14 protein-coding genes are annotated in these 21,517 nt (G+C 34.5%); 6 read left to right on the top strand and 8 right to left on the bottom strand.

All coding sequences use genetic code 11. The features are described 5' to 3' along the window. Positions 1–315: 315 nt before the first annotated feature. Positions 316–513 carry a hypothetical protein gene (locus GGR97_RS01885; RefSeq protein ID WP_167896718.1) on the top strand — a complete coding sequence of 66 codons (198 nt, stop codon included), beginning with the start codon at positions 316–318 and terminating at the stop codon, positions 511–513. Between the two features lie 92 nt (positions 514–605). Here the strand turns inward: GGR97_RS01885 and GGR97_RS01880 are convergent, their stop codons facing one another. From GGR97_RS01880 to GGR97_RS01845, 8 genes are all read right to left on the bottom strand, one after another. Continuing rightward, entirely contained in the window at positions 606–1,889 is a 1,284-nt protein-coding gene (locus GGR97_RS01880) for a T9SS type A sorting domain-containing protein (RefSeq protein ID WP_167896717.1), read from the bottom strand. Between the two features lie 289 nt (positions 1,890–2,178). After that, positions 2,179–3,789: a sulfatase gene (locus GGR97_RS01875; RefSeq protein WP_167896716.1), complete on the bottom strand. Its 1,611-nt coding sequence runs from the start codon at positions 3,787–3,789 to the stop codon at positions 2,179–2,181. Between the two features lie 172 nt (positions 3,790–3,961). Beyond that, positions 3,962–4,276, bottom strand: a complete 315-nt coding sequence (locus GGR97_RS01870; RefSeq protein ID WP_167896715.1) for a DUF4286 family protein — start codon at positions 4,274–4,276, stop codon at positions 3,962–3,964. Positions 4,277–4,309: 33 nt separating this feature from the next. Further along, positions 4,310–5,083, bottom strand: a complete 774-nt coding sequence (locus GGR97_RS01865) for an enoyl-CoA hydratase/isomerase family protein (protein WP_167896714.1) — start codon at positions 5,081–5,083, stop codon at positions 4,310–4,312. Positions 5,084–5,150: 67 nt separating this feature from the next. Beyond that, positions 5,151–6,686 carry a ThuA domain-containing protein gene (locus tag GGR97_RS01860; protein WP_167896713.1) on the bottom strand — a complete coding sequence of 512 codons (1,536 nt, stop codon included), beginning with the start codon at positions 6,684–6,686 and terminating at the stop codon, positions 5,151–5,153. A gap of 72 nt (positions 6,687–6,758) precedes the next feature. Continuing rightward, positions 6,759–8,195, bottom strand: coding sequence for a sensor histidine kinase (locus tag GGR97_RS01855; RefSeq protein ID WP_245229430.1), 1,437 nt, complete (start codon positions 8,193–8,195; stop codon positions 6,759–6,761). Positions 8,196–8,321: 126 nt separating this feature from the next. Beyond that, the gene (gene leuS, locus GGR97_RS01850; RefSeq protein WP_245229429.1) at positions 8,322–11,366 is read right to left on the bottom strand and encodes a leucine--tRNA ligase; all 3,045 of its coding nucleotides are present in this window, start codon (positions 11,364–11,366) and stop codon (positions 8,322–8,324) included. A gap of 217 nt (positions 11,367–11,583) precedes the next feature. After that, on the bottom strand, positions 11,584–12,102 hold the full coding sequence (locus GGR97_RS01845; RefSeq protein WP_167896712.1) for a DUF2911 domain-containing protein: 519 nt from the start codon (positions 12,100–12,102) through the stop codon (positions 11,584–11,586). A 147-nt stretch (positions 12,103–12,249) separates the two neighbouring features. Here GGR97_RS01845 and lepA point away from each other — a divergent pair, with 147 nt between their 5' ends. The 5 genes from lepA (at position 12,250) to GGR97_RS01820 (ending at position 21,492) form a co-directional block, all read left to right on the top strand. Further along, on the top strand, positions 12,250–14,046 hold the full coding sequence (gene lepA / locus GGR97_RS01840) for a translation elongation factor 4 (RefSeq protein ID WP_167896711.1): 1,797 nt from the start codon (positions 12,250–12,252) through the stop codon (positions 14,044–14,046). A 169-nt stretch (positions 14,047–14,215) separates the two neighbouring features. After that, positions 14,216–15,634: a glycogen synthase gene (locus tag GGR97_RS01835; RefSeq protein ID WP_167896710.1), complete on the top strand. Its 1,419-nt coding sequence runs from the start codon at positions 14,216–14,218 to the stop codon at positions 15,632–15,634. A gap of 4 nt (positions 15,635–15,638) precedes the next feature. Beyond that, complete coding sequence (locus GGR97_RS01830; protein WP_167896709.1) at positions 15,639–16,910, top strand: glucose-1-phosphate adenylyltransferase; 1,272 nt, start codon at positions 15,639–15,641, stop codon at positions 16,908–16,910. Positions 16,911–16,983: 73 nt separating this feature from the next. Next, positions 16,984–18,894, top strand: a complete 1,911-nt coding sequence (gene glgB / locus GGR97_RS01825) for a 1,4-alpha-glucan branching protein GlgB (protein WP_167896708.1) — start codon at positions 16,984–16,986, stop codon at positions 18,892–18,894. Between the two features lie 201 nt (positions 18,895–19,095). Then, complete coding sequence (locus GGR97_RS01820) at positions 19,096–21,492, top strand: glycoside hydrolase family 31 protein (protein WP_167896707.1); 2,397 nt, start codon at positions 19,096–19,098, stop codon at positions 21,490–21,492. Positions 21,493–21,517 lie beyond the last annotated feature (25 nt).

Genomic DNA, 21,517 nt, shown 5'->3' with positions numbered 1-21,517 from the left:
TATACATATACAAGTATTTTCCACCCTTTAAAAAAAAATGAAATTTATTGGTTCTATTTCACAAAAAAACAAAACATCCAAAAACCTAAAGAAACACTAGGCATACCGTCTAACCAAACCTCGACAAACACAAGTTAAACGACATTAAATAACAATTCATCGATAAAAAAACACAATTCACCCTTGTTTATATCATAATATTCCCTATCTTTACTGTAAGAAAATTAATAAGTTCTACTAAAGTTTACCTCAATGCTATGAAGGTTTAAACATGAAAAGACTTAAAGTTATTATAAACCAAATAAATTAAATGCTATGAAAAATTTATTAAAAGGGCTGTTAGCTACCGTTGTTGTGTCGGTTTGTTTAACTTCTTGTACAGAAGATGTCCAATTAGAATTCGATGACATGACTGCTGATGAAGTTTCAAGAAAGTACGAAGAAAATATGAAAGCTACTTATGAAGTTAACGCTACTAAGCAAGCTAGTACAGAAACAACTGAAAACGAATAATATGATAAACTGCGGAAAAAGATAAAAGCCTATGTGAAACAAATCACATAGGCTTTTAAATTATAAACTAATTTATATTGATCCTTTTAAGCTTATTCAATAAGCACCTTTTTTGTAAACACTTTACCTCCGTTTGACACTTTTACAAAGTACACCCCTGAGTTAAAAGAAGAAATATCTATACTTGCTTGATTAGATGTAGCTACTAAAGCCCCTGTAATTGCATACACATTAGATTGACTTCCTGTAGGTGCTACGATATGGATTGCATTGTTTGAAACAGAAACACTTGCTCCTTCTAAAGTATTTTTACTAGAAGATAAGGTTCCCTCAGTAACTGTTGCTGTTATTTGATCTATATACACCACATCACCACTTAATAAATTTATGGATTCTCCCTCTGTATAATCTACAGCGAACCAAAAAGTAACACCATCAAAATCTTCAGCAGCTTCAATATTAAAAGTAAGCTCTTCCCATTCCATTGCTGTATTTGTTGTGACTACAGAAGCTATTGGTTTTGTAGCCGTATCTACACCTCCATTTGTTAATTTTACCCTTCCAGAAAGTTTTATTGGAGTGGTTCTATTTGTTTTTACCCACATTTTAACCTGAAAATCTGAACCTGCAGAGAACGGAGCATCATACACTTTTTCATAGTTACTAAAAGTCCAAAAAGTCGAATCCGCATTTCCTGTAAAATTCAGTTTTAAACTCTGATCTCCATCATGGAATTCCGTATAAGTAAGACCTCTTGTTACAAATTCTTTTCCTCCTGTAAGATGATCTATTCCTGAAGGACCATCAAAGCTTGGGTTTTTAATATATTCTGAGTACTGAGTAGGAGGTACACTTGACACTAGTTCTATTTCATCAAACAATATTCCCCCAGTCTCATCTGTAATTCCATAATTAACTCTTACCAAAATATCTAAATTCAATACTGTTCCAGACCAATTGGTTACCCCTGTCATGTCTAAATAGGCAACTGTATATTCAGTCATATTAGAGCTAATAGGAAAAACTGTAGGAGTAATCAGGTTGGTATTTCCAGCATCTTGACTCCCTTGTACTCTAAAACTAGTTGCAGAAGTTGTATTTTTATATCTGATTTTAATAAACTTATAGGTGTCAGCATCAAAACCTTGGTTGTACCCTATGTTAGAATTGTTGTTAGTTCTTACCAATTTTAAAGCTCCATCTCCTGAAATTCCTTCAGAAGACTCATGTGTAATACCCGCTGCACTTCCAAAACCAGAAGTCCAAGAATCTAAACTAGCCGTACTAAATGTATAAGGACCTTGAGCATTCATTTGAGCGACCCCTAACAATAAAGCTCCCGCTAGAACAATGTTTTTGTGTAATTTTTTAATCATGTTATTTTGTTTTTTGGATTTGTAAAAACAAAACTAACGCTAATAATCAGCCAGTTATATACAAAACTTTACAACTAACAATACTCTATTGACCAAAACGCCTAAAAACCTATTGTGTTTTTAATATTTACTAAAACAAACATCTATTTATTAACAAACAAGCACAAAAAAACTATAAAAAATGAGTAATTCACAACTCAATACACAAAACCCTTATCTATTAATAATTTTCATAAAAAAAAGGTCTAGAATGTAACTTCTTGACCTCTTTTTTAATTCTATAAGCTTCTTATTTATAAATCTCAGCATATAACTGCTTGCTCAACTTTGCAATTAATTTAGGATGCTTTTTAGCGATGTTTACAGACTCTATTGGATCGTTTTTATGATCGTACAACTCTACATACAAAGGCTCATCGTTAGGCTTTCTTCTATCTTTCCAAACCACCAATCTATATTGATCTGTTCTCATGGCATAGCCCATTACAAAACGTTCAAAGGTATCTCTATCCCATTTATCTCCCATTTGCTTTGCTATTTTAGCTTCAATCTTTTTAATCAAAGGCATAAAGAAAGTTGTACGAAATGGAGGTGTAAAAGGCCTAGCAGCCCATTCTCTTAAAGCAGGTGATGGAAACACACTAAAAGCAGCTTTAGCCCCTTTAGTACTTGGTTTTTTTAATAATTTTACCAAACTCTTTCCCTCTAAATGATTTGGCTTTTTTAAATCTGCTAAGTCACATAATGTAGGGAACACATCAATTAGTTCTACCAAAGCTTCTGACTTTTGTCCTTTGACCTTGTCAGAAACTCCAGGAGCTACTACAATAAAAGGAACTCTTGTTGCTATTTCGTAGTTGGTTGCTTTTCCCCAGTACCCCATTTCACCAAGATTAAAACCATGATCTGACCATAAAACAATGATGGTGTTTTCATATTGATTCGTTTCTTTTAAGGCTTGAATCATCTTTCCTATTTGCGCATCTATATAACTGATACACGCATAGTACCCATGACGTAAATGACGTTGTAATTCAGGTGAAAATTTTTCTGTTTTTGGCATATTAGCCCCTACTCTAACCTCTAAAGACTCTGACAAACCAACAGCAGCCCCATCTTTTGGAGGATTTACTTGACTTGCAATAGGAATGTTTTTTTCGTTGTACATGTCCCAGTATTTTTTGGGAGCAATCCAATCTAAATGCGGTTTTTTAAAACCTAAGCCTAAAAACCAAGGTTTCTCGTTTTTTACCAATTCTTGTAAAGTCGCAATGGCACTTTTGGTATTGTACCCATCTTCATAAGTATCATCAGGAACGTCTGCACATTCCGTATCTGGCCCTTTAGCCAACCAGTTTTCACGAATAATTTTCGCTCCGTACTTAGCTTCTAAGGCTTTTTTATTTTCTAAATAAATTTGCTGACTTTCTTTAAGTGCATAACCTCCCATTGTTTTAGGAGCATTGGCACTTCTTTGTACTTTTACTGCTTTACGGCTCCAAGACATGACATCATCTGTGTACTGTCCGTGAAATATTTTACCGGTATATACCGTTTCGTATCCGTTTTCTCTAAAGTGTTGAGGAATGGTTACAATGCTAGGTCTATTTTCTCTAAAATCTTGAAATAAATCTACCACATTAATGGTTTCTGGTCTAGCCCCCGTCATAATACTTGCTCTAGAAGGACCACAAATAGCCTCTTGGCAATACGCTCTGTTAAATTGAACCCCTACACTTGAAAGCTGATCAATATTAGGAGATTTTACGATTTCTGAACCATAACAACCCAGTTCTGTTCTTAAATCATCCACAGCAATAAACAACACATTTGGTTTTTTATTTTGCCCGTGAACAACAGCTATGAAACTTAACAGAACCCCAAAAAAAAGTTTTTTCATTGTAAGATATTTTTATTTATAGACTAGTAAAGACTAAACTCCGTTTGTCGTCTCTTTCAACTAGTTGAAAGGGATGACAAACAAAGTAAATAAATAAAAAGTAGTATTATTTGACTGTTATTAGCCTATATCAACACTATTTTATCTTACAAAATAAAATTTAGAAGCAATTCTAATAAAAATCTTCTATCACTTCTAATTCCGTTTGAAAAGAAACATAGTTCCCTTTGAACAAATTGTCCAAAGTAGTATTCATATCTGAAGCATAAGCTACATAATACCCTTTAAAGGTTTCTTTATCTTTTACAGCATACTGAATAGAATAGGTCTTTCCTCCTTTTTCTTCGTGTACCATTACTCTAGTTAACTTAGCTCCCGTAAAACATCCTGTAGCAATCATTGCCGGTATGTGGGTATTCTTTATGTAAGAAAGCCATTCTTGTTCTATTTCTAACTCAATATTAGTGGTAACGTTGTATATATACATGGGTAAATTTTAGAATTGCAAAGTTACGCAAGCCTAGTCAAAATTCGGCTTTCTTTTTTCTAAAAATGCTTGAGTTCCTTCTTTAAACTCACTGGTTCCAAAACACTGACCAAAAAGCTCTACTTCGTTTTGCAAGCCTATATTTCCAAATACTCCATTAATTGCTTTGATACTTTTCCTAAGTGCTTCTGGTGAGTTTTTAATGGTTTTGTTTGCTATTTCAAATGCTTTGGGTAATAATTCTTCTTGAGCAACCACATAATTTAACAGACCTAACTTTAAACCTTCTTCGGCTGTAATCATATCTCCTGTTAAAATCATTTCAAAAGCTTTTCCTTTACCAATTAACTGTGTTAATCTTTGTGTACCTCCATAACCAGGAATTAACCCTAAAGACACTTCCGGCTGTCCTAATTTTGCATTGGTGGTAGCTACTCTCATATGACAAGCCATTGCCAATTCTAATCCCCCTCCAAGCGCAAACCCATTAACAGCTGCAATCACAGGTTTGGAATAATTTGCAATTTTATTAAATAATAAATCGTGTCCAGATTGTGCCAGTTCCTTTCCTTGTTTTCTAGAAAAAGAAGCAAATTCTTTAATATCGGCACCTGCTACAAATGCTTTTTCTCCAGCACCCGTAATAACTACCACTCTCACATTTGCATCGTACTTTAAATCGTACAAACATTGATGAAGTTCTTTAATAATTTTTCTGTTTAATGCATTTAATCTTTTAGGTGCATTAATTGTAATCAAAGCTATTTTATCTTTTACACTAACAATCACCTCTTTACTATCTGCCATAACTATTTATTTTAGAAACCTTAAGATAAAAAAAAGCAATCTAAAATTAGATTGCTTTTCTGTTTTTCTATTGTTTTAAATACTTTTTGTATTTGCTAGGAATTCCATCAACACTTTTTATTTTGATGTCTTTGTAATACACCTCAGCACCCTCTGACTGAATTTGAATTCTACCCCTTGTTAAAGGTTGCATTCCTTTTCCTGCAACATTGTGCCTAGAATTAAACAAAGCCATGACCACTTTTCCATTTACAATATGCAAACTTGTTCCGTTGTAGGTAATCAGTTCGATGGTATTCCACTTTCCATTGTCTTTTTCGTTGTCAAAAGAACGCTTAGCACTTCCTTCCTGTAAGTCTCCATCCAATGCATACACTTTTTTAGTCTTTCCATCTACTTTTACTTTCTTTACAGGAACATCACTTGTTGCTCCGCCTAAAGCATAATAATCTCCCATATCTGTTTCTTGAACCTGAAGTTCTTGACAACGCATCCAAACATTCCAAAACTGTCTAAAAGGACCTTCGCAATGGTATAGTAATCCACTATCTCTTTTTGCTTTTGTTCTAGGATTCCATTTTTGTGTTCCCCACTTTACTTTTAATTTTAAATGGTAATTTTCGTACTCTTGTTTAGAGGTTAAGGCTCCGTAGATTTCCCCTGTAATGTGTACTGTATTCTTCTCTTTTTTCTCTTTGATAAAATTGAATACTTTTTTAGGATCGTTGTTTAATCCCAAAGGCTCTCCTTTCATTCCATTACTGTTTGGATCTACATTTGGCAATCCTTTTACAGAACTATGTGGAACTCCCATGTAAATGTCCCAGTTTTGAGATGGATCTCCTTCTAACAAATTTTTCCACTTACTTGTTAAGGTGTTTACACTTGTTGTTTTAGCCGCCCATTCTATCCCTGCTTCTAATTGTTTTACTACACGCTCATCAGCATAAGCAGCCTCTGTATGTCCTAAACCTGTATAAAAAACTCTACTACCGTCATAATGATGGTACCATGTAATGGGATGTTCTATTCCCATTTGCTTTCCTGAGTAAGTACTTTCATCTAAAGTTGCCAAGACATTTACGTGTTTTGCCACTGGATCTTTAAAATTGTACCATTCATCAAAAAACTCTTCTTTGTCATTTAGATGTGCTACTGCTTTGTGTCCGTGTTCTTTGTGAATGTGTAACGTGGCTTTTTGTTGTTTAGGATGACTTTTAAAAGTTGCTCCTAACATTTCTACATACCACTCCCAATCTTTTTCGGTATCTGTTGCAGCATGGGTTCCTACAAATCCTTTCCCTTTTGCAAAGAAAGATTTCATGGCATTTTGTTGCGCTTCATTTAAAATATCACCTGTCGTATTTAAGAAGAAAAGCACATCGAATTTTGACAAATCCTTGTCATTAAACAAATTTGCATCTTCTGAACACACCACATCCCAATCGTTTTTTTCTGCAAGCTTTTTTACTGCTGCTTTTCCAGCCTCAATAGATTTGTGTCTAAAACCTGCCGTTTTTGTAAAAACTAAAATTGATGTTTTCTGAGCATAAATGGCATTTACCACCATAAACACCAGTAATAAGATTATTTTTTTAAACATTGTTCTCTTTTTATATGTATTTAACGAATATATATAAAATCTATCACTTCGTTTAAAAAACAAACTTATTAATTATTTAGGCAATACAATTTTAAACAACGTTCCTTGATTTAAAATGGATTCAAAAGTTACAGAACCACCATAAGCCTCTACAATATTCTTTACCATTGGCAAACCTAAGCCCATACCACTACTTTTGGTTGTGAATTTTGGTTCAAAAATTAATTCTTTATCTGCTTCTTCAATTCCTTTTCCGTTGTCTTTTACATAAAGTACTACTTGAGTAGCTTTGTCTTCTAGGATGACCTCTATTTTTGATTGTTCTACAGACTCCGTTGCTTGAACAGCATTTTTAACCAAGTTGTTTAGTACTCTGGTAATTTGATTTTTGTCTAGATTTAAATGAATCTCTTCTTTATTGGTATGAAACTCAATATGGTTTTCGTAAAAAATATCTATGGATGATTTTACAACAGCCACCAAATCAATATCCTCTATATTCTTTTGAGGCATTCTTGCAAAATCTGAAAAAGAGGTTGCAATAGACGACATTACATCTATTTGTTGGGTAAGCATTTGCGCATAATCTTTTACTTTTTCTCTAATTCCTTCTTCATTAGGATCAAAAGTACGTTCAAAACTCTGCACCGTTAATTTCATTGGCGTTAGCGGATTTTTAATTTCGTGTGCTACTTGTTTTGCCATTTCTCTCCAAGCCTGTTCTCTTTCTCCTTTGGCTAACTTTTCGGCACTTTTTTCTAGCTCATCAATCATGTTGTTGTAAGCCTCTACAATAGATGCAATTTCTGACGTAGTTCCTGCCACATCAATTTTTTGATTATTCTTAAGCAGTTTTGTTTCTTGAATTTTATCAGAAATAGACTGTAAAGAACGCGTAATATAGCTCGACAAGAAATACGCAAACACAATAGACAACAGTAACATTACCCCATAGACTAAAAACAATCTATTTAAGAAAAAAGCCAATTGCTCTTCTTCTTGTGTGTTATCTTGAATGTACTCTACTTTTAAAATTCCCACCTTATTCATATTCCTATCATGAATGTAGGAATAAGCTAACTGCGCTATTTTTCCACTTTCTAAAGCGACAGATTCTTCAAATTTGTCTTTCTTTTTAAGGGTACTTAAAATATTGGGAGTAATTTTTTCTTTAAAAATTCGAAACCAGGGTTCGTAAGAATTTATTTGCAACTGACCATTTAAATCGTAAATGCTCATTTTCATTTTATGAACAGTTGCTATTTCATAAATACGCTCTCTAAAAATAAATCCTAAAAACTGTTGTGCAGCCGGATATATGGTATTTTCTAATTCGTAATTTATGTTTTTTTGAGCTGCTCGCTCTTTTCTATCAAAACGGGAATAGTAATATTCTTTAGTTTGCTCTTTGTATTGCTTTACGGTAACTACCGCAATTAATACAGATGCCAATCCTACTAAGAGTAGCATGGCTAAAAATATTCTTATTCTTAAAGAAACTTTGTTCATTATTTACTTTTAAAATGATTCTCCTTTGTTGAACAATCAAAAGCTAAGCCAAGTTAATTCATACAGCTCCTATAAACAAAAAAGAGCGATACTAATGTATCGCTCTTATTAAAAAAAATTGTAAATCTATCCTACTATATTGATAATTTTACCAGGTACAATAATTACTTTCTTAGGAGTTCTCCCTTGTAATTGTGCCTCTGTTTTTTCGTGAGCCATGACAATCTCTTCTATTTCTTTAGCCGATAAATCTAAAGGTAACTCTAATTTAAATCTCATTTTTCCGTTAAAAGAAATAGGATATTCTTTTGCACTTTCTACCAAATGACTTGGTTCAAAAATTGGGAATGCAGCTGTTGCAATCGACTGCTCATTTCCTAATTTAGACCATAATTCTTCTGTAATGTGAGGTGCATATGGAGAAATTAAAACCAACAAAGGTTCTAAAATTTCTTTCTTGTTACATTTTAAAGCTCCCAACTCGTTTACTGCAATCATAAAGGTACTTACTGAAGTATTGAAAGAGAAATTCTCTATGTCTTCTTGTACTTTTTTGATGGTTTTATGTAAAACTTTTAATTCGTCTTTGCTTGGCTCTCCTTCTACTCCTTTAAAGTCGTTTGCATTGGCATACAATCTCCACAACTTTTTTAAGAAAGAATGTGCTCCTGAAATTCCTGCTGTATTCCACGGTTTAGACTGTTCTAAAGGCCCTAAAAACATTTCGAACAAACGTAAACTATCTGCTCCAAACTCTTCACAAATACTATCTGGATTGACCACATTGTATTTAGATTTAGACATTTTCTCTACTTCACGTCCTACCATATACTTTCCATCTTCTAGAACAAACTCAGCATTAGCATATTCTTCCCTCCATGCTTTAAACGCATCGGTATCTAATTCGTTTTGTGCATTTACAAAAGAAACATCCGCATGGATTGGTTGTACTTTTTGATCCCCAATTAATCCTTTAGAAATGTAGGTTTGTGTTCCTTCTAAACGGTATACAAAAGCAGAAGTTCCTGTAATCATTCCTTGGTTGATGAGCTTTTTTGCAAATTCATCTACAGGAACGTAGTTTAAATCGAACAAGAATTTTTGCCAAAAACGAGCATATAATAAATGTCCTGTAGCATGTTCTGATCCTCCTAAATATAAATCTACCTCTTTCCAATAGTCCAAAGCTTCTTTGCTTGCAAACTCATTTGGATTGTTAGCATCCATGTAACGGTTAAAGTACCAAGAAGAACCTGCCCAACCTGGCATCGTATTTAATTCTAGTGGAAAGACAGTTTCATTATTTATTTCAGTGTTGTGTACAACTTTATTATTCACAGTATCCCATGCCCAAACCTCAGCATTTCCTAAAGGAGGTTGTCCATCTTCTGTTGGCAAGTATTTTTCAACTTCTGGCAACAAAATTGGCAAATGTTCCTTGGCAATCATTTGTGGCATTCCGTCCTTATAATACACAGGGAAGGGCTCTCCCCAATAACGCTGACGGCTAAACACCGCATCGCGTAAACGATAGTTTATTTTACCTTGTCCAAAACCTTGTTGCTCCATATGATAAATAGCTAACTTGGTTGCTTTTTTCACATTCAATCCCGATAAGAAATCAGAATTGGCAATTTTAGCGGTTTTGTCTTCACAAGCACCTTCAGAAATATCTACTCCTTCAAAAATATTTTTGATTTCAATTCCAAAATGTTTGGCAAAATCATAATCACGTTGGTCCCCACACGGAACTGCCATTACGGCTCCTGTTCCGTAGCTAGCCAACACATAATCTCCAATCCAGATTGGAATGTTTTCTCCTGTAAAAGGATGTACAGCATAAGCCCCAGTAAAAGCACCTGATATGGTTTTTACATCGGCCATTCTATCACGTTCCGAACGTTTTGCTGTTGCCTGAATATAAGTTTCAACTTCAGCTCTTTGTTCGTCCGTTACAATTTTTGAGACCAACTCGTGTTCTGGAGCTAAGGTCATAAAGGTTACTCCAAAAATAGTATCGGGGCGGGTGGTGAATACTTCTATTTCAAAATTTTGCTTCTCGACTCCGCTCGAAGCCCCTTCTAAGTTTTGGTTATTGGTTGTTGGTTGCTCGACTCCGCTCGAAGATCCTTCTAAGTTTTGGTTATTGGTTATTGGTTGCTCGACTCCATCTCGACTGCGCTCGATGACCTTACTCGAAGAGCTATCCAAGTCCTGCTTCTCGACTCCGCTCGAAGACCCTTTTAAGTTTGGGTTATTGGTTGTTGGTTGCTCGACTCCGCTCGAAGACCCTTCTACTTTAAATGTTACACTTGCTCCTTGAGAACGTCCAATCCAATTGGTTTGGGAATCTTTTAAAGGTTGTGGCCAGTCGATGGTATTCAATCCATCTAACAAACGTTGTGCATAGGCTGCAATACGCATAGACCACTGCATCATTTTTTTACGTTCTACCGGATGTCCTCCACGTTCAGACAATCCGTTAATGATTTCATCATTTGCCAAAACTGTTCCTAGTGCAGGACACCAGTTAACTTCTGTTTCGGACAAATAGGTCAATCTATATTTAGACAGCACTTGCTGTTTTTTTAGTTCTGAAAATGCTTTCCACTCATCTGCATTAAAACTACTAACTTCCTCATCACAAACCGCATTTACATTTTCTGTTCCGCTTGCTTCAAACAAAGCAATTAACGTTTCAATTTTCTCAGCCTTGTCTGCTACTTTGTTGTACCAAGCATTAAACAATTCTGTAAAAATCCACTGTGTATGTTTGTAGTATTCTGGTGTAGAGGTTCTAATTTCACGAGACCAATCAAAAGAAAACCCAATTTTATCTAATTGTTTTCTGTAGGTAGCAATATTTGTTTCGGTAGTAACCGCTGGGTGCTGACCTGTTTGAATGGCATATTGTTCTGCAGGCAATCCAAAAGAATCGTATCCTTGTGGATGTAATACATTAAATCCTTTGTGACGTTTGTAACGCGCAAAAATATCTGAAGCAATGTATCCTAACGGATGCCCTACGTGTAATCCTGCTCCCGATGGATAAGGAAACATATCTAAGACATAAAACTTAGGTTTTTCCGAAGTATTTTCTGCTTTAAATGTTTGGTTTTCTGCCCAATATTTTTGCCATTTGGCCTCTATCTCGTTAAAATTGTATTCCATTTTTTAGCTATTCGCTATTGGCTTTTAGCTCTTGCTCGTTCCCTTTTTTGCAACATTGCTAAAAGACAGAGACTAACAACTAAAGGCTAACTGCTATTTTGAGTAGCAAAAATACAGTTCTTAAACGAGAGTTGAAAGTTATCATCTCGCTAAAATTTAAGCATAAAAAAACAGCAATTTTACTTGCTGTTTTTTGGTTATCAATTTCTTTACTTAATTATTCACTCATAGCCAAGGTAACCAACGTTTTTCCCCATGCCATGTATAAGTTCATATCTTTATCAAAAGCCATGGTAAAAGCCTCTACATTTTCATCATTCTTAGAAACCTTTGCTTTTACTCTTAGCACATCGTTTTCTTGTTTGTAAGAATAAGCTCCCCAAACATTTAAATCTTTATTTAGAATCACCGTCCATTCTTTTTCATTTGGAATGGTAAATAAAGAATAGGTTCCTGCTTTTACTTTTTTCCCTCCAAAAACCACATCTTTGTAAAAACTAATTTCTGTAGCCTCATTTGCACCTGTTCTCCAAATTTTACCAGGAACGGCTAAATCTTCTACTTTTCTATCTTTTAATTGAGGTCTACTGTAAATGATTTTTACTACTTTATCAGAAGTTTTGTAACTCAACGGATACGATAAGGCATCCATAGGACTCACATCTAAAGGTTTAATTTTTTGAGCTGTTACTGTTAAACTCCCCAATAGCATTGCGAATGCGATTATTTTTTTCATAACTCTATTTTGTTTTAATTAATTGAACTTATTAGTAGCTAAATTACAATATACTTTACGCTTATTTGCTAATTTATTTTTAAGAGATTAATATCCCGTTTGAATACTATATATTTGCACGTTGAACAAGCTAGTATTTAAGGATAGATGAAGAACATAAGAAACTTTTGCATAATTGCACATATTGACCACGGTAAAAGTACTTTAGCCGATAGGTTATTAGGTTTTACAGGAGCTGTAACTCAAAGAGAGGAACAAGCCCAACTGTTAGACAATATGGATTTGGAAAGAGAACGTGGAATTACCATTAAGTCTCATGCCATTCAAATGGACTACCATTACGAAGGAGAAGACTACGTTTTAAACCTTATTGACACTCCGGGACACGTAGATTTTTCTTACGAAGTTTCTAGATCTATTGCTGCTTGTGAAGGAGCTTTACTAATTGTAGATGCTGCTCAAAGCATACAAGCGCAAACTATTTCTAACCTATATTTAGCCTTAGAAAACGATTTGGAAATTATTCCTGTTTTAAACAAGGTTGATTTGCCAAGTGCCAATCCAGAAGAAGTTACTGATGATATTGTAGACCTTTTAGGATGTGAACCCGAAGATGTAATTCACGCAAGTGGAAAAACAGGTTTTGGAGTAGAAAATATTTTAAAAGCTATTATAGAAAGAGTTCCTGCTCCAAAAGGAGATCCAGAAGCTCCTTTAAAAGCTTTAATTTTTGATTCTGTTTACAACTCGTACAGAGGAATCGAAACTTACTTTAGAATTCTTGATGGTTCTATTAAAAAAGGAGAAAAAATTAAGTTTATGGCCACCGGTAAAGATTACTTTGCTGATGAAGTAGGTACCTTAAACTTGAGACAAAGTCCTAAAAAAGAAATTAAAACGGGAGATGTAGGTTATTTAATTACCGGAATTAAGACAGCATCCGAAGTAAAAGTAGGAGATACCATTACCAGCTTGGTGAACCCAACTGCTGAAAGAATTGATGGATTTGAAAATGTAAAACCAATGGTTTATGCAGGTATCTATCCTGTAGACACCGAAGATTACGAAGAGTTAAGAAACTCTATGGAGAAATTACAATTGAACGATGCTTCTCTTGTCTTTCAACCAGAAAGTTCTGCGGCTTTAGGCTTTGGTTTCCGATGTGGATTCTTAGGAATGTTACACATGGAAATTATTCAGGAACGTTTAGAGCGTGAGTTTGACATGACTGTTATTACGACTGTACCTAACGTATCTTACCATGCCTTTACCAAAAAGAACCCAGAGGCTGTTGTTTTAGTGAACAACCCTACGGATTTACCTGACCCCTCTAGTATGGACAGAGTGGAAGAGCCTTATATTAGAGCTTCTATTATTACCAAGTCTAACTTTGTTGGACAAGTAATGAGCTTGTGTATTGAAAAAAGAGGAGAAATTGTCAATCAGACTTATTTAACTCCAGAAAGAGTTGAATTGATTTTTGACATGCCTTTGGCAGAAATTGTTTTTGACTTTTACGATCGTTTAAAAACAGTATCTAAAGGATACGCTTCTTTTGACTACCACCCTACAGGAATGAGAACCTCTAAACTGGTAAAAGTTGATATTTTATTAAACGGAAGTTCTGTAGATGCACTATCTGCTTTAATTCACGCAGACAACGCACACCATATTGGTAAAAAAATGTGTGAGAAATTAAAAGAATTAATTCCTCGTCAACAATTTGATATTCCAATTCAAGCGGCTATTGGAGCTAAAATTATCTCTAGAGAGACCACTAAAGCCTTACGTAAAGATGTAACTGCAAAATGTTACGGAGGTGATATTTCACGTAAACGTAAACTTTTGGAGAAGCAAAAGAAAGGAAAAAAACGTATGAGACAAGTAGGTAATGTAGAAATACCTCAAGAAGCATTTATGGCCGTTTTAAAACTAAACGACTAAGTATCAAAGACCTTGCCTAGCAAGGTCTTTTTTTTTACACCCATTTTCTGCGTTTCATCAGTAAAACTACCCGTATATACCGTATTGTTTTTTTAGCAATTTATCCTCTTATTAATATATGTTAACGAATATTTTTATTAAGTTTAAGGAGTGAATTAAAATAATCAATATGAAAGTAATACACGTAAGTGCCGAATGTTATCCAGCCGCTAAAGTAGGTGGACTTGCAGACGTTGTAGGAGCACTTCCTAAATATCAAACCAATTTAGGATATGAGGCTGCTGTTGTTATGCCATTTTATGACAACAAGTATGCCAAAACAGCTAAATACAAAACTGATTTTAGGTGTAAAGTAGATTTAGCCAAAAACAAATACAAAGCTAAAGTTTATAGAGTTGAAAAGAGTTTTGAAGAGTTGGGTTACCATCTTTATCAAGTACAAATTGAAGGCTTGTTAGACCGAGAAAATGTATATGGTTATGAAGACGACACTGAGCGTTTTATTGCTTTTCAAAAAGTAGTGTTAGATTGGATTTTACAATTTGCACAAGCTCCTAAAATTATTCATTGTCACGATCATCACACAGGATTAATTCCTTTTATGCTAACGCAGTGTGTTAAGTATCAATCTATGCGTAGTGTGCCTACTATTTTCACTATTCACAATGCACAATATCAGGGAGAATTTTCTTTCGAAAAATTATCATACTTACCAGAATATGATTTAGAACAATCTGGAATATTAGAATGGGACTATGCCATCAACCCAATGGCAGCCGCAATTAAAGCTTGTTGGAGATACACTACGGTTTCTCCAAACTACATGAACGAATTGCCTTATGCAGCAACCGGATTAGATTGGTTGTTTGACACTGAAAGAGAAAAATCTGTAGGAATCTTAAACGGTATTGATGCCGATGTTTGGAATCCATCAACAGATAAAATGATCTCTAAAAACTTTAATGTAAAAACAGTAGAAGCTGGAAAAAAAGCAAACAAGCAAGTTATTTGTGAAAAGTTTGACTTAGATCCAGAAAAACCATTAGTCGCTTTTATTGGTCGATTGGTTTATCAAAAAGGAGCCGATATTATGGCTGGAATATTTGATAGAGCTTTAGATGCTAACGATATTAACGGATTGGTTTTGGGTTCTGGTGATCCTCACGCAGAATTTTTACTAAACGAATTAAAAGAAAAATACCCAGGAAGATACAATACTTTTATAGGTTACGATGAAGAATTATCACATTTGATATATGCAGGGGCAGACTTTTTAATTATGCCTTCTCGTTTTGAACCTTGTGGTTTGAATCAATTATATGCTTTAAGATATGGAACCATTCCTGTAGTTAGAACTACTGGAGGTTTGAAAGATACAGTGAAAGATATTGGTGAAAAAGGTGGTTTTGGAATTAGACACGAACATGTATCTGTAGATGATGTTGCGTTAGCCATTACCCGTGCCAACAAACTATACAACACTACTGCGGAATTTAAACGCATTAGAAAAGAGATCATGAAAATTGACAACTCATGGGAAAACTCAGCAACTGAATACATCGAATTATATAACCTTATATCACAATAATAACATGAAGAAGAAAGTATTAGGAATCATTTTAGGAGGAGGACAAGGATCAAGATTAAAACCCCTAACATCTACAAGGTCTAAACCTGCCGTACCTATTGCGGGTAAATACAGGTTAGTAGATATCCCGATTTCTAACTGTTTACATTCTGAGATTGATAGAATTTTTGTACTTACTCAATTTAATTCTGCATCTCTAAACAAACACATTAAAAACACTTATACTTTTGGAAATTTTTCAGGTGCTTTTGTAGACATTTTAGCCGCAGAACAAACTCCTGAAAACGATGGATGGTTCCAAGGAACTGCTGATGCTGTAAGGCAATCTATGCAACACTTTTTAGCTCATGATTGGGATTATGCTTTGATTCTTTCTGGGGATCAATTGTATCAAATGGATTTTAACAAAATGGTTAAAACCCATCAGAAAAGCAATGCAGACATTACCATAGCAACTCTACCTGTAAATGCTAAAGATGCTACTGGGTTTGGAATTTTAAAAACAGATGAGAACCAAGACATTACTGCATTTGTAGAAAAACCATCTTCTGAAGAATTAAGCGAATGGTCTTCTGATGTTACAGATGAAATGAAATCTCAAGGAAGAGAATATTTAGCTTCTATGGGTATTTATATTTTTAACAGAGAGCTGTTAATTGAATTAATGAAAAACAAAGAAACCATGGATTTTGGAGGGGAAATTATTCCTCAATCTATTTCAAGCCATAAAGTTTCTAGTTATCAATACGAAGGATATTGGACAGATATTGGAACCATTGGTTCTTTCTTTGAGGCCAACTTAGGGCTTACAGACGACATTCCACAATTTGATTTGTTTGGAAACGACACCAATGTATTAACTCGTCCTCGTTTTTTACCTCCAACAAAAATATCAGGAACTACTTTAGAAAAAACCTTAATTGCAGAAGGTGGAATTATCAATGCTAGTAGAATCCAAAGAACCATAATTGGTATTCGTGCAAGAATTGGGGTAGGTACAACTATTTCTAATTGTTATGTAATGGGTAACGATAAATACGAAGGTGCCGATGAAATTGCTCATAAGGTATACAACAACATTCCGTTAAAAGGAATTGGTGAACGTTGTTATATTAACAACTGTATTATAGATAAAAACTCATCCATTGGAGATGATGTTAAAATTAATGGTGGAGATCATTTAGAAGATACCGAAACAGACTTATACACCGTAAGAAATGGTATTGTAGTCATCAAAAGTGGTGTTGTTGTCCCTAGCGGAACTAGCATCATTTAATAACAAAACCACATACATCTTACACCCAAGTATTTCTACTTGGGTGTATTTTTAACTACATAACACTTAACATATGAATCATGTAAAAACTTATAGTCTTTTTACAGACTTTGATATTTATCTATTTAAATCTGGAAAACACTATAGACTATACGAAAAATTTGGAGCCCATCCTGCCACTGTTGATGGTGTAGAGGGAATGTATTTTTCTGTATGGGCACCCACTGCCAACAGAGTTTCTGTTGTTGGAGATTTTAACTATTGGAACGATAGTGAACATGTTTTAAATGTAAGATGGGATAGTTCAGGTATCTGGGAAGGATTTATTCCGCATGTAAAATCAGGTGAAGTTTACAAGTATAAAATTCACTCGAACAACAACGGAATTGTTACTGAAAAATGTGATCCTTACGGATACCATACAGAACACCCACCTAAAACAGCTTCGGTAACTTATGACTTAGAAGGTTATGAGTGGCAAGATGGGGATTGGATGAATTATCGTAAAGAAAAAAACGATTTAGACAAACCTTATGCGGTTTACGAAGTACATTTTGAATCTTGGATGAAAAATGTAGAAGACGATCGATCTTTAAGCTATTGGGAAGCATCAACTGCTTTGGTAAAATATGTCAAAGAAATGAACTTTACCCATGTAGAGTTTATGCCTATTATGGAATATCCTTTTGATCAATCTTGGGGATATCAATTAACCGGCTATTTTGCACCAAGTTGTAGATTTGGACATCCCAAAGAATTTATGAACCTAATTGATGAGTTCCACAAAAATGACATTGGAGTTATTTTAGATTGGGTACCCTCACACTTTCCTTCAGACGCACATGGTTTAGGCTTTTTTGACGGATCTCACTTATACGAACACCCAGACAAGAAAAAAGGATATCACAAAGACTGGAAGAGTTTAATTTTCAATTATGAAAGAAACGAAATTCGTTCTTTCTTAATTTCCAATGCTTGTTTCTGGTTAGACAAATATCATATTGATGGATTGCGTGTAGATGCTGTAGCCTCTATGTTGTATTTAGATTATTCTAGAGAAGATGGCGAATGGGAACCTAACGAGTTTGGAGGAAACGAAAACTTAGCCGCTGTTTCTTTCTTAAAAGATTTTAATACAGAAGTCTATCAAAGTTTCCCAGGCGTTCAAACCATTGCAGAGGAATCTACTGCATTTCCAGGCGTTACTCGTAATGTTGAACACGGAGGCTTAGGATTTGGTATGAAATGGATGATGGGTTGGATGCACGATACTTTAGGTTACTTTAAAAAAGATCCTATTTACAGAAGACACCATCACAACGAAATTACGTTTAGCATGGCTTATGCCTTTACAGAAAGATATATGCTGCCTTTATCTCATGATGAAGTGGTGTACGGAAAAGGATCTATTATTACCAGAATGCCTGGAGACAAATGGCAAAAACTTGCTAATTTAAGATTGCTATACGGTTACATGTATTCTCACCCAGGAGGAAACCTATTGTTTATGGGGGCCGAATTTGGACAAGAAAACGAATGGAGCTATGCCAAAAGTTTAGACTGGCACCTTTTAGAAGACAAAGGACACAAAGGAGTTCAAACCTACATGAAAGACTTAAACACTTTCTTAAAAGACACTCCTGCCTTGTACGAAAAAAGTTTTTCTCAAGAAGGATTTGAATGGATTAACCACGAAGATGGTGAAAAATCTGTTTTAAGTTATATTAGAAAAGGTCACGATCCTAAAAACGATATTGTTGTTGTTTGTAACAATACACCAACCCCTCAAGAAAACTATTTAATAGGAGTTCATAGAAAAGGAAAACTAAAAGAAGTTTTTAATTCGGATTTAAAAAAATACGGAGGAAGCGGTATTAAAAACGGTAAAAAAATCAGCATTTCTGACAAACCGTGGAACTGGAAAGATTACTCAGCAGAAGTTAACTTACCACCATTATCAATTACTATTTTTAAAATTGAATAAACCCTACAAAGCCCTTAAAATCAAAAATTAAGGGCTTTGTTCCTTTTAGAAATATCTCAGTAATACCTTAAAATTAATGAGATATAATTAAAAATTAACGAGCCCACAAAGAGAATCCATAAAAAAATTTCGGAAGAAACGTTATCCCAAGTATTTTTCATATTTTGGACTCATAAAACTAGAAATAAACTACTGATATTTATGATTTTAAACGAACAAATTGAACATAAAGGAAATGCGTTTCCTGCTAAAATAGTCGAATTCAAGAAGGATGTAGATACACTATACTTCAGTTGTGAAAACGGAGTTATTTTACAAATGACCATTTTAAGAGATAGTATGTTTCGTTTTAGATATGCAACAGGTGCAAAATTTGAAAACGATTTTTCATACGCTATCTCAAAAGATGCAGTAAGAGGATATAATAAATTAGAAATTACAGAGGATATTGAAAAATACATCATTACCACCTCTAAATTAATCTGTTATATTTCTAAAACAGATCTTAAAACTCGTATTTATGATGCTGTTGACCAAACTATCATCAGTGAAGACGAATTAGGTTTTCACTGGGAAGAGAGCTACGAATTAGGAGGTAACATTGTTAAAATGACCAAAAATTCTCCCAACGGAGAAAGTTTTTACGGTTTAGGTGATAAACCCGAGCATACAAACTTAAAAGGTCGTAGATTCCAAAACTGGGCTACAGATTCTTATGCTTTTGGTAGATATACAGATCCTATTTACAAAGCCATTCCTTTTTATACTGCCATCCAAAACAAAAAAGCCTACGGAATCTTTTTTGACAACTCTTTTAGATCTCATTTTGATTTCTGTTCTGAGAGAAGAAACGTAACTAGTTTTTGGGCAGAAGGTGGTGAAATGAATTACTACTTTATTTACGGACCTAAATTACAAGATGTAGTTGCCTCTTACACCAATTTAACCGGTACTCCAGAATTACCCCCTTTATGGGCATTAGGATACCACCAATGTAAATGGAGTTACTATCCAGAATCTAACGTAAAAGAAATTACTCAAAAATTTAGAGATTTAAAGATTCCTTGTGATGCTATCTATTTAGACATTGATTACATGGAAGGTTTCCGTTGTTTTACTTGGAGTAAAGAATATTTTCCAGAACCCAAAAGAATGGTGAAGGAATTGGCTGATGATGGATTTAAGACCGTTGTTATTATTGATCCAGGTATTAAATTAGATCTAGAATACGATGTATTTAAAGAAGGATTAGAAAAAGATTACTTCTGTAGAAGAGCCGATGGACCTTATATGAAAGGGAAAGTTTGGCCAGGAGAATGTTATTTCCCAGACTTTACTCGTGAAGAGGTTAGAGAATGGTGGGCTAGCTTATTCCAAGGATTGATTGAAGACATCGGTGTAAAAGGTGTTTGGAATGACATGAACGAACCTGCTGTTATGGACGTTCCTGGTAAATCTTTCCCAGATGATGTTCGTCATGATTATGACGGAAATCCTTGTTCTCATAGAAAAGCACATAACATTTATGGAATGCAAATGGCGAAAGCCACCTACATGGGATTAAAGAAATACAACTACCCTTTAAGACCTTTTGTAATTACTCGTTCTGCTTATTCTGGTACACAACGTTATACTTCTACTTGGTTAGGAGACAACGTAGCTACTTGGGAACACTTATGGATTGCAAACGTACAAGCACAAAGAATGGCCATGTCTGGATTCTCTTTTGTAGGATCCGATATTGGAGGATTTGCTGAGCAACCTAACGGAGAATTATACGCTCGTTGGATTCAGTTAGGTATTTTCCACCCATTCTGTAGAACGCACTCTTCAGGAGATCACGGAGATCAAGAACCTTGGACTTTTGGTAAAGAAATTACTGATGTAGTTCGTAAGTTTATTGAATTACGTTACAAATTATTACCTTACTTATACACTACTTTTTACAAGTATATAGAAGAAGGAATTCCAATGTTAAAATCTTTGGTTTTATACGATCAAGAAGATTCACAAACACACCATAGAACAGATGAATTCCTTTGTGGAGAACATATCTTAGCTTGTCCTATTGGAGAACCTAACTCTAAGGGACGTAGAATGTACATTCCTAATGGAAATTGGTTTAACTACTGGACCAACGAATTGGTAGAAGGTGGAGACGAAAGATGGGTAGATGCTGATTTAGACAGTATGCCTATTTTTGTAAAAGAAGGAGCTATTCTTCCTCTTTGGCCTGTTCAACAATACGTAGGTGAAAAAGAAATTGATCAATTAACTTTAGATGTATACTACAAAAACGGAAAAGAAGCTTCTGATGTTTTTGAAGATGCTAATGACGGTTATGATTACACCAAAGGAAGATATTGTTTAAGACACTTTACATTAACAGGTAAAGAAGATAGATTAACTATTAAACAACATAAATCTGGTACTTTTATTACTGGTTACGACACCTTTAAAATTAACTTAATAGGATTGCCATTTGAGGTGAAAACTATTAAAATTGATAGTGAAGAAGTTAGTTTAGAAGATCTTAAATTTAATCACAGAACTTTTGAAGTGACTAAAGAGTTTAACCAATTACAAATTATTGGATAAACATTAAAATTTATACCTAAAAAAG

Source organism: Wenyingzhuangia aestuarii (assembly GCF_011927765.1).
Classification (GTDB): Bacteria; Bacteroidota; Bacteroidia; order Flavobacteriales; family Flavobacteriaceae; genus Wenyingzhuangia; species Wenyingzhuangia aestuarii.
This window is presented reverse-complemented; position numbering and strand designations above follow the sequence as displayed.

What these genes read in the sequence shown, in the direction of transcription:
- GGR97_RS01885 (WP_167896718.1), top strand. Translation starts at nt 316, where the DNA reads ATGAAAAATTTATTAAAAGGGCTGTTAGCTACCGTTGTTGTGTCGGTT.
- GGR97_RS01880 (WP_167896717.1), bottom strand. Translation starts at nt 1,889, where the DNA reads ATGATTAAAAAATTACACAAAAACATTGTTCTAGCGGGAGCTTTATTG.
- GGR97_RS01875 (WP_167896716.1), bottom strand. Translation starts at nt 3,789, where the DNA reads ATGAAAAAACTTTTTTTTGGGGTTCTGTTAAGTTTCATAGCTGTTGTT.
- GGR97_RS01870 (WP_167896715.1), bottom strand. Translation starts at nt 4,276, where the DNA reads ATGTATATATACAACGTTACCACTAATATTGAGTTAGAAATAGAACAA.
- GGR97_RS01865 (WP_167896714.1), bottom strand. Translation starts at nt 5,083, where the DNA reads ATGGCAGATAGTAAAGAGGTGATTGTTAGTGTAAAAGATAAAATAGCT.
- GGR97_RS01860 (WP_167896713.1), bottom strand. Translation starts at nt 6,686, where the DNA reads ATGTTTAAAAAAATAATCTTATTACTGGTGTTTATGGTGGTAAATGCC.
- GGR97_RS01855 (WP_245229430.1), bottom strand. Translation starts at nt 8,195, where the DNA reads ATGAACAAAGTTTCTTTAAGAATAAGAATATTTTTAGCCATGCTACTC.
- leuS (WP_245229429.1), bottom strand. Translation starts at nt 11,366, where the DNA reads ATGGAATACAATTTTAACGAGATAGAGGCCAAATGGCAAAAATATTGG.
- GGR97_RS01845 (WP_167896712.1), bottom strand. Translation starts at nt 12,102, where the DNA reads ATGAAAAAAATAATCGCATTCGCAATGCTATTGGGGAGTTTAACAGTA.
- lepA (WP_167896711.1), top strand. Translation starts at nt 12,250, where the DNA reads ATGAAGAACATAAGAAACTTTTGCATAATTGCACATATTGACCACGGT.
- GGR97_RS01835 (WP_167896710.1), top strand. Translation starts at nt 14,216, where the DNA reads ATGAAAGTAATACACGTAAGTGCCGAATGTTATCCAGCCGCTAAAGTA.
- GGR97_RS01830 (WP_167896709.1), top strand. Translation starts at nt 15,639, where the DNA reads ATGAAGAAGAAAGTATTAGGAATCATTTTAGGAGGAGGACAAGGATCA.
- glgB (WP_167896708.1), top strand. Translation starts at nt 16,984, where the DNA reads ATGAATCATGTAAAAACTTATAGTCTTTTTACAGACTTTGATATTTAT.
- GGR97_RS01820 (WP_167896707.1), top strand. Translation starts at nt 19,096, where the DNA reads ATGATTTTAAACGAACAAATTGAACATAAAGGAAATGCGTTTCCTGCT.